This window comes from Billgrantia kenyensis (assembly GCF_013697085.1).
GTDB classification, from domain to species: Bacteria; Pseudomonadota; Gammaproteobacteria; order Pseudomonadales; family Halomonadaceae; genus Halomonas; species Halomonas kenyensis.
Genome location: NZ_JACEFT010000058.1, coordinates 1 through 8683 on the forward strand (window position 1 = coordinate 1; position 8683 = coordinate 8683).

Annotated in this window: 6 protein-coding genes; 4 read left to right on the forward strand and 2 right to left on the reverse strand. The window is 63.1% G+C overall.

The annotated features are described in order from the left end of the window. Positions 1-283 precede the first annotated feature (283 nt). Entirely contained in the window at positions 284-1207 is a 924-nt protein-coding gene (locus H1D44_RS20300; RefSeq protein WP_181517088.1) for a LysR family transcriptional regulator, read from the reverse strand. Between the two features lie 163 nt (positions 1208-1370). Here H1D44_RS20300 and mdlC point away from each other — a divergent pair, with 163 nt between their 5' ends. The 3 genes from mdlC to H1D44_RS20315 all read left to right on the forward strand — a co-directional run bounded on the left by mdlC (position 1371) and on the right by H1D44_RS20315 (position 5600). Continuing rightward, on the forward strand, positions 1371-2951 hold the full coding sequence (gene mdlC / locus H1D44_RS20305) for a benzoylformate decarboxylase (RefSeq protein ID WP_181517089.1): 1581 nt from the start codon (positions 1371-1373) through the stop codon (positions 2949-2951). A gap of 42 nt (positions 2952-2993) precedes the next feature. Further along, on the forward strand, positions 2994-4031 hold the full coding sequence (locus tag H1D44_RS20310; RefSeq protein ID WP_181517090.1) for a TRAP transporter substrate-binding protein: 1038 nt from the start codon (positions 2994-2996) through the stop codon (positions 4029-4031). A 117-nt stretch (positions 4032-4148) separates the two neighbouring features. Further along, on the forward strand, positions 4149-5600 hold the full coding sequence (locus tag H1D44_RS20315) for an aldehyde dehydrogenase (RefSeq protein WP_181517091.1): 1452 nt from the start codon (positions 4149-4151) through the stop codon (positions 5598-5600). Between the two features lie 80 nt (positions 5601-5680). Here the strand turns inward: H1D44_RS20315 and H1D44_RS20320 are convergent, their stop codons facing one another. After that, complete coding sequence (locus tag H1D44_RS20320) at positions 5681-6139, reverse strand: MarR family winged helix-turn-helix transcriptional regulator (protein ID WP_181517092.1); 459 nt, start codon at positions 6137-6139, stop codon at positions 5681-5683. A 325-nt stretch (positions 6140-6464) separates the two neighbouring features. On the opposite strand from H1D44_RS20320, the gene H1D44_RS20325 reads away from it, so the two are divergent. Next, positions 6465-8303: a feruloyl-CoA synthase gene (locus tag H1D44_RS20325; RefSeq protein ID WP_181517093.1), complete on the forward strand. Its 1839-nt coding sequence runs from the start codon at positions 6465-6467 to the stop codon at positions 8301-8303. The last annotated feature ends 380 nt before the right edge of the window (positions 8304-8683 follow it).

Below are 8683 nucleotides of genomic sequence, written 5' to 3' on the forward strand. Positions count from 1 at the left end.
CCATTGTGTGTTCCCACTGGTGTGCGTGTCGTTGTTTTGCACGGGCGAATACGCCCGGTTCGTAATGCGAACATAAATGCGCATTGCGAAATTTACGCTAGTGGAGAGCAGAGACGACAAGCAACCATGCCAAAGTTGTAGCGTGGGAATAACAGGAAGCAGATCGCGGAAAAAACGCTTCTGTTAAAAGAGGTTAATCCGGAAAAGCTGCCCATATCGAAAGTTCATATAGATCATATAAGCCGCTTTTATCCGGATGCTGATGGCTGGCTTTTTTGGCTTATCAGGACCCGGTCTCTTCGGTGAGGGTGAGATCGAGAGATGCGATGGCTTGCACAATCGTATTGCAGAACCAGCGCTGCGCCGGCGAATGGAATGCTTGAGACCGCCAATAAAGGGAGATGTTGAAATCTGGCACGTGGAACGGCAGTGGTTGAATGCATAGCTCCCCGTCGGCGGCGAACTGCCGGGCGATATGTACCGGAACGATGCCGAGCAAATCGCTCTGACGAAGTATCTTGGGCAGTATGAGGAAGTGCGGAACTTCCAGACTGACCTTTCTTTCGATCCCCAACTCCTGCATCTTCTCTTCCGCCAGGCTGTGCCCCGAGGTGCTGGCCACCACCACATGGCGAGACGAAGTGAAGGTTTCCAGATCGAGTGGCCCGGCATGGAAGGCGGAGGGTCGCCCCAGGCAGACGTAGCGATCCTGAGCAATAACATGGCGCTCGATACTCGACGACTTGATAGGCCTACTGCAGATGATGGCATTGACCTGGCCGTTGATAAGCCACTCGTCGGCGCGGTCGATCTGCAAGGGGATGACCTCCAGCTCCACATCGGGAGCCTGGGCCTGCAGATGCTGCAGGATAATCGGAAGAAAGGAGGCTTCGCCCAGGTCGGTCAGGGCCAGCCGAAACCTCAGGCGGCACGTCTCGGGAGAAAAGTGCTGTCGACTTTCGATGGTATTTTCCAGCTGTTGCAGCGACTCCTTGAGGGTGGGATAGAGCTGGCGGGCCGTCATGGTCGGCTCCATGGCCTGGTGCGTGCGAATGAACAGCCGGTCATTGAACAGTTCGCGCAGACGTGAGAGGGCATAGCTGACGGAAGGCTGGGTGACGTGAAGCCGCTCTGCCGTATGCGTGACGCTGCCCGTCTCGTACAGAATGACGAATACACGAATCAGGTTCAGGTCTGGCTGTGACATGTGCGTCCTCGTTTGCTGGCATGTTGTTATCGAGTTTCATCGTTACACCTTACTCGGCTTGGATGGAATAGATAGTATTTATGTTTCATAGAAAAAATATCGATTTGCTTGATGTTGCTTGTACTCTCTAGCGTGTAGGCACGCACTGAACAAGGAATCCAGCATGCCGAGCGTTCACGCCGTCACTTATTCGCTCCTGCGTCATCAAGGAATCACCACCGTTTTCGGCAATCCCGGCTCCAATGAGCTGCCTTTTCTCAAGGGGTTTCCCGAGGATTTTCGCTATGTGCTGGGGCTGCACGAAGGCGTAGTGGCTGGGATGGCCGATGGCTTTGCATTGGCGAGTGGCCGACCCGCGTTCATCAACCTGCATGCCGCTGCGGGCACTGGCAATGCCATGGGGGCGCTGACCAACGCCTGGTATTCGCACTCGCCGCTGGTGATCACCGCCGGGCAGCAGGCGCGCTCGATGATCGGCGTGGAGTCGATGCTGGCCAACGTGGATGCACCGCAGTTGCCGAAGCCGCTGGTGAAGTGGAGCTACGAGCCGGCCTGCCCCGAAGACGTGCCCCGTGCGCTGAGCCAGGCCATCCATAGCGCCTCGTTGCCGCCGCGGGGGCCGGTCTATGTCTCGATCCCTCACGACGACTGGGATCGCGAAGCCGGTGATGACGCGGCATTGGTCGTAGAGCGCGAGATCGCCCACGCTGGGGTGCCATCATCCGAGCGGCTCGAGCGCCTGGCGCAGCGGCTCAATGCCGCCGAGAACCCGGTGCTGGTGCTGGGGCCGGAGGTCGATGCCCGCGAGGCCAACGGTCTGGCCGTGGAGCTGGCCGAGCGCCTGCGCCTGCCGGTGTGGGTAGCGCCTTCCGCCTCACGCTGTCCGTTTCCCAACCGACACCCGTGCTTCCGCGGCGTGCTGCCTGCGGCCATTGCCGGCATTACCGCACACCTGGAAGGGCACGATCTGATCGTGGTCGTCGGCGCTCCGGTGTTCCGCTATCACAAGTACGCGCCGGGGCGTTATCTGCCCGAAGGGGCGGGCCTGGTGCATGTCACCGGCGATGCCAACGAGGCGGCTCGCGCCCCCATGGGCGACGCCTTGGTGGGCGACGTGCTTGCGACCCTCGCAGCGCTGCTGCCGCACGTCGAGCAGAGCAGGCGGGCCATGCCCGAGCCGCTGCCCAAACCGGCATCGGTAGAGGATGCCGAGGGGCGTCTGGCACCGGCCAACGTGTTCGACACCCTGGATGCGCTGGCGCCGGAGGATGCCATCTACGTCAAGGAGTCGACCTCGACGGTGGAGATCTTCTGGGAGCGCGTGGGCATGCGTGAGCCTGGCAGCTACTTCTTCCCGGCCGCAGGCGGGCTCGGTTTCGGCCTGCCGGCGGCGCTCGGCGTGCAGCTCGCCCAGCCTCAGCGTCAGGTCATCGGCGTGATCGGCGACGGCTCGGCCAGCTACGCCATCACCGCGCTGTGGAGCGCCGCCCAGTATCGCATTCCGGCGGTGCTGATCATTCTCAAGAACGGCACCTACGGCGCCCTGCGCGGCTTTGCTCAGCATATGAAAGTCGACGACGCTCCCGGGCTCGATGTACCCGACATCGACTTCTGCGCTCTGGCCCGCGGCTATGGGGTCGAAGCACGTCTGGCCGATACCTGTGAGGCCCTGGCCCAGGCGCTGCATGAAGGATTTGCAATGGATCGCCCGCTGCTGATCGAGGTGCCGACCCTACCCACCTGAGTCACATCACACCACCACTACAACGATAAGAGAGGACACGCCATGAAACACACTATCTCCCGCAGCCTGCTCGCCGCCTGTGCGGCGGGCATCGTCTTCAGCGCCCACGCCGACACCCTGCGCATGTCGCACTTCTGGCCGGCCAACTCCGACGTTAACAAGGAGATATTCGAGGCCTGGGCCAAGCACGTCGAAGAAGCCACCGGCGGCGAGCTGGCCGTCGAAAACTATCCCTCCCAGACCCTGAGCCGCTCCGAGCAGGCCTACCAGGGCACGGTCAACGGCATTTCCGATATCGCCATCACCATGCAGGGCTACACCGCCGGTCGCTTCCCGCTCTCGGAAATCGTCCAACTGCCGGGGGTTTCCACCAGTGCTCCCCAAGGTGGCTGCATTCTGCAGACGCTGTATGACGAGGGCCACATCGCCGACGAGTACGATGACGTGAAGGTGCTCTACCTGTTCACCACCGGGCCCGCTTACCTGCACACCCGGGGCCATGAGATCGAAGCGCCCGATGACTTGCGCGGCCTGCGCATTCGTCGCCCCAGCGACGTGGCTGGGGAAATCCTCGAGCGTCTGGGGGCCAACCCCGTTGGCATGCCGGCGCCGGACATCTACACCTCGCTGCAGCGCGGCGTGATGGATGGCCTGAGCTTCCCCTGGCAGGCGATGAAGACCTTCGGTATCAACGAGCTGGCCGACCATCACCTCGAGGTGCCCTATTACACTGGGGTGGCGGTAGCGGTCATGAACCGTGAGAGCTACGAGCGTCTTTCGCCGGAGCAGCAGGCCGCCATCGACGAGGTCAGCGGCATGACCTGGACCCGTCGGGCCGGCGAGGTCTATGCGCGGCTGGATCGGGAGGGCCGAGAGGAGGCCGAGGCTCAGGGCGGCACCATCAACACGGTGGAAGATCCCCTGAACGATCCGGACTGGTCTGGCCCGCTCAACGAGGGGACGGAGGCCTACCTGGCGCGCCTCGAGCAGCGCGGTATCGACAATGCGCGCGAGGTGTATCAGCGGGCGCTCGAGCTGCGTGACGAGTGCCGAGTGGAACCAGCTGAAGAGCGAGACTAAAGTCCAATCCCGATGCGGGAAAAGTCCAACTAATCCCGCTGATTTTGCCTTATGTGGCGCATGGCTTCGGGGAAAATGAGAGCGGACGACGCTGAAAACAACGCAATGGAGTGACCCATGACGACCCTCGGATTGCTGATCGGCGGCCAGGCCAAGGCTGCCTCTGGAGAAGGAACGTTCGAACGCCGCAACCCGTTCACGGGTGAGGTGGCGACCACGGCGGCGGCGGCTTCGGTGGAGGATGTCAAGGCGGCGGCAGATGCCGCGGGCCGTGCCTTCGCGACCTGGTCGCAGACTGGCCCCGGCGAGCGGCGCGGCAAGCTGCTCAAGGCGGCAGAGCTGATGGAGGCGCGCCAGGCGGAGTTCATCGAGCGCATGGTGGACGAGACCGGCGCCACGCCGGGCTGGGCCGGCTTCAACGTGATGGTGGCCGCCGGCATGCTGCGCGAGGCGGCGGCGCTGACCACCCAGATTCAGGGCGACGTGATCCCTTCCAACGTGCCCGACAACCTGGCCATGGGCATCCGCGTGCCCTGCGGCGTGGTGGTGGGTATCGCCCCGTGGAACGCGCCGATCATTCTCGGCACCCGGGCCGTGGCCACGCCGCTGGCGTGCGGCAACACGGTGATCCTCAAGGCTTCGGAGCAGTGCCCGGCGACCCACCACCTGATCGGTGAGGTGCTGGTGGAGGCCGGCCTCGGTGAGGGCGTGGTCAACGTGGTCACCAATGCCCCCCACGAGGCCCCGCAGATCGTCGAGACGCTGATCGCCCACCCCGAGGTGACGCGCATCAACTTCACCGGCTCTACCGGGGTGGGGCGGATCATCGCCGAGAAGGCCGCACACTATCTCAAGCCGGTGCTGCTGGAGCTGGGTGGCAAGGCGCCGTTCCTGGTGCTGGACGATGCCGATCTGGATGCCGCGGTGGATGCGGCGATCTTCGGTGCCTTCTTCAACCAGGGGCAGATCTGCATGTCCACCGAGCGACTGATCGTCGATGCCTCGGTGGCCGATGCCTTCGTCGACAAGCTGGCCACCCGCGCCGCGGCGCTCAAGGTCGGCGATCCGCGCGGCGAGGGCAACGCCCTGGGCACCCTGATCAACGCCGAGTCGGGGCAGAAGCTCAATGCGCTCCTCGACGATGCCGAGAGCCACGGCGCGCGCCTGGCCGCCGGCAGCCGGGCCGATGGGGTGATCATGCCGGCCACGGTAGTGGATGGTGTGACGCCGTCGATGCGCCTCTACAGCGAGGAATCCTTCGGGCCGGTGGTGGCGGTGATCCGCGTCGATGGCGAGGAGGAGGCGATTCGCATCGCCAACGACAGCGAGTACGGCCTCTCGGCGGCGGTGTTCAGCCGCGATACGGCGCGGGCGATGAAGGTGGCCGGGAAGATCCGCTCGGGCATCTGCCATATCAATGCGCCGACGGTGCACGACGAGCCGCAGATGCCCTTCGGCGGTACCAAGGCCAGCGGTTACGGGCGCTTCGGTGGCAAGGCGGGCATCGAGGAGTTCACCGAGCTGCGTTGGATCACGGTGCAACTGGGCCCACGACACTATCCTATTTGAGCAGCCCCATTTGAGCTGCCGAGCCAGGCAAGTAGCAGGGGGCGATGGTATCGCCCCCTACGCTTGGCAAGCGACGGGCCTCAGTTGCCCTTGCGGTTCTCGATGATGCGGTCGAGCAGGTCGAGCAGCCATTCGCGCTCGCCCTCTTTCATGAACTTGTCGAAACGGTCCTCGCCCGTCGAGACCTTGCGGTTGAGCCGCTCGGTGAATTCCTTGCCCTTTTCGGTCAGGTAGAGCGCATAGGAGCGGCGGTCGTTCTTCGACTTGCGCCGCTCTACCACTTCCATGCTCTCCAGCTTGTCGATGGCAGCCACCATGGCGGAGCGGTCCACGTCCAGAGCGGTGGAAACCGCCGACTGGGTCAAGCCCGGGTTGTGGTAGATGATGGCGAGGATGCTGAACAGCCCCGGCGTGATGCCTTCCTGCGCGCAGGCTTCGAAGAAGACGTCGAAGTAGACGAGCTGCGCCCGGCGTAGCTTGTAGCCGAGGCGGGATTGCAGCATGGAGTAGTCGATTCCGTTCTGGTCGTCGTTGCTCATGGATATGTGGGTCCTGACCTAGGGTGAGCCACGCGGGCGGATCAGTGAATAGCCTATCGGATAGCGGCTGGCGGGGCCTGCTTGGGGGTCAACTTTAGTCGCATCCAAGCGTGGCGAGTCTTGCCCGGTGTGCCACATATCTTTTTGAAATTACTTGCTTTTCACCGTCCTTTGCTGGCATTCCCCAATATAATGTTATGGTGGTTAAATGTTTGACTATCCAACAATTTAAAAAAATACTGGACCCATGTTACCAAGGCTCCCAGGCCGAGGGTAGCGAATGCCCCTTTCGACCCTGACAACGATCACAACAGCAGGAGCGCCCATGCTTCACCCCTTTCGCGATGTTCACCTGGGCACCGCCACTGCCCAACTGGTCTCGCGCGATGACGGCACCCAACTGCTCAGCATCGAGGAGCCTCTTGGCGACTATCCCGCTACGCTGCTCGAGTGTCTGGAGCGCTGGGCCAGCGAGGCGCCGGAGAGAACCTTCGTGGCGCGGCGCGATGCCAGCGGCGAATGGCTGCGCCTGAGCTATGCCGACACCCTGAGCCGCGTGCGCTGCCTGGCCCAGGCGCTGCTGAATCACGAGCTGAGCGTCGAGCGGCCGTTGGTCATCCTCAGCGGCAACTCCATCGAGCATATGCTGTTGGCCCTGGCGGCCCTATACGTGGGCGTGCCATTTGCCCCCATCTCGCCGGCCTATTCGCTGGTCAGCCGCGACTACGCCAAGCTGCGCCATATCGTCGAGCTGCTGACCCCTGGCCTGCTGCTGGTCGACAAGGCCAAGGATTTTGCCCCGGCGCTGGCAGCGGTGCAGCCGGCCGACTGTGGCTGTGTGGCGGTGGACCCCACCGGCTTTCCCAATCTGGACGCTTTCGAGGCGCTGCTGGATACGCCCCCCACCGAGGCGGTGGATGCGGCCCGCGCGGCCGTCACCCCCGATACCATCGTCAAGTTCCTGTTCACCTCGGGTTCCACCGGCATGCCCAAGGGCGTGATCAACACGCACCGCATGCTCTGCTCCAACCAGGAGATGCTGGCGTCGCTGATGCCGTTCCTGCGCGACCAGCCACCGGTGCTGGTGGACTGGCTGCCGTGGAACCACACCTTCGGCGGCAACCACAATATCGGCATCGCGCTGTACAACGGTGGCAGCCTCTACATCGACGACGGCCGTCCGGTGCCGGGGGAGTTCGAGAAGACCATCGCCAACCTGCGCGAGATCGCCCCCACAGTCTACTTCAACGTGCCCAAGGGCTTCGAGATCCTGGTGGATTACCTGAAGCGCGAGGATGCCCTGCGCGAGACCTTCTTCTCGCGGCTCAACCTGATGTTCTTCGCCGCGGCGGGGCTCTCCCAGCACATCTGGGACGAGCTCGACCGGCTGGCCGTCCAGACCCTGGGCTGCAAGGTGGGCATGCTCACGGGGCTGGGCGCCACCGAGACTGCGCCCTCGGCCATGTTCGCTTCTCTGGAGGAGTCCAAGTCGGGGGTGGTGGGCCTGCCGGCCCGCGGTGTGACGATCAAGCTGGTGCCCAACAGCGGCAAGCTGGAGTGCCGGGTGAAGGGGCCCAGCGTGATGCCGGGCTACTGGCGCCAGCCGGAGCTCACTGCCAAGAGCTTCGACGAGGAGGGCTTCTACTGCCTGGGCGATGCGGTCAAGTTCATCGACCCGGACGACCCCCAGCGCGGCATGCGCTTCGACGGTCGCATCTCCGAGGACTTCAAGCTCGATACCGGCACCTGGGTCAGCGTCGGGCCGCTGCGGGCGCGTATCATCGAAGCCGGCGCCCCCCACGTGAAGGACGTGGTGATCGCCGGTATCGATAAGCCCTATATCTCGGTCATGGTGTTCCCGGATCTGGAGAAGTGCCGCGAGCTGGCGGGGCTGGGCCGCGAGGCCGATGCCGCCACGGTGCTGGCAAGCGAGCCGGTGCGCGAGCGCTTCCGGCAGATGCTGCGCGACCTGGACGCTCACAGCACCGGCAGCTCCACCCGGGTGCGGCGCCTGGTACTGCTCGACGAGCCGCCGCGGCTGGATGCCCACGAGGTTACCGACAAGGGCTCGATCAACCAGCGTGCCGTGCTCGATAACCGGGCCGCCATCGTCGAGGAGCTGTATCGCGAGCCACCGCCGCCGAGCGTCCTGCAGCTCGGCTGAGTCTGCGGCTACCCCACATTACGCTCATCGATTCCGCTGAGCTTTCCTGTAGACCTTTAGAGCAGTACCGGCTGCATGTCTGATGCCCTGGCCTGGCGGCCGGGGCATCTCTCGTTCTGGTGAGCGGACACTCGCTTGAGCAGCTGCGTATTCGACTTTAGCAAGGGAGGTCGTGTGATCATTTGATGATGCGCTCCCCGAGAAGCCCTGCAACCCTTTGTCTGAATTGTGTTTTTCTATTAACTCTAACTGTTCGTTATGCGTACAATATGTTTATACAAACATTGTGTTTGACAACAATTTGTTTGTTGGAAAGTATTGTCGTGCAGCGTTTGAGCGCGCTGCTCGCCAACAAGACACACAACGGGAACACACAATGA

Excerpts from the sequence above, each read along its gene's own strand:
- H1D44_RS20325 (WP_181517093.1), top strand. The coding sequence starts at position 6,465 with ATGCTTCACCCCTTTCGCGATGTTCACCTGGGCACCGCCACTGCCCAA.
- H1D44_RS20320 (WP_181517092.1), bottom strand. The coding sequence starts at position 6,139 with ATGAGCAACGACGACCAGAACGGAATCGACTACTCCATGCTGCAATCC.
- mdlC (WP_181517089.1), top strand. The coding sequence starts at position 1,371 with ATGCCGAGCGTTCACGCCGTCACTTATTCGCTCCTGCGTCATCAAGGA.
- H1D44_RS20310 (WP_181517090.1), top strand. The coding sequence starts at position 2,994 with ATGAAACACACTATCTCCCGCAGCCTGCTCGCCGCCTGTGCGGCGGGC.
- H1D44_RS20315 (WP_181517091.1), top strand. The coding sequence starts at position 4,149 with ATGACGACCCTCGGATTGCTGATCGGCGGCCAGGCCAAGGCTGCCTCT.
- H1D44_RS20300 (WP_181517088.1), bottom strand. The coding sequence starts at position 1,207 with ATGTCACAGCCAGACCTGAACCTGATTCGTGTATTCGTCATTCTGTAC.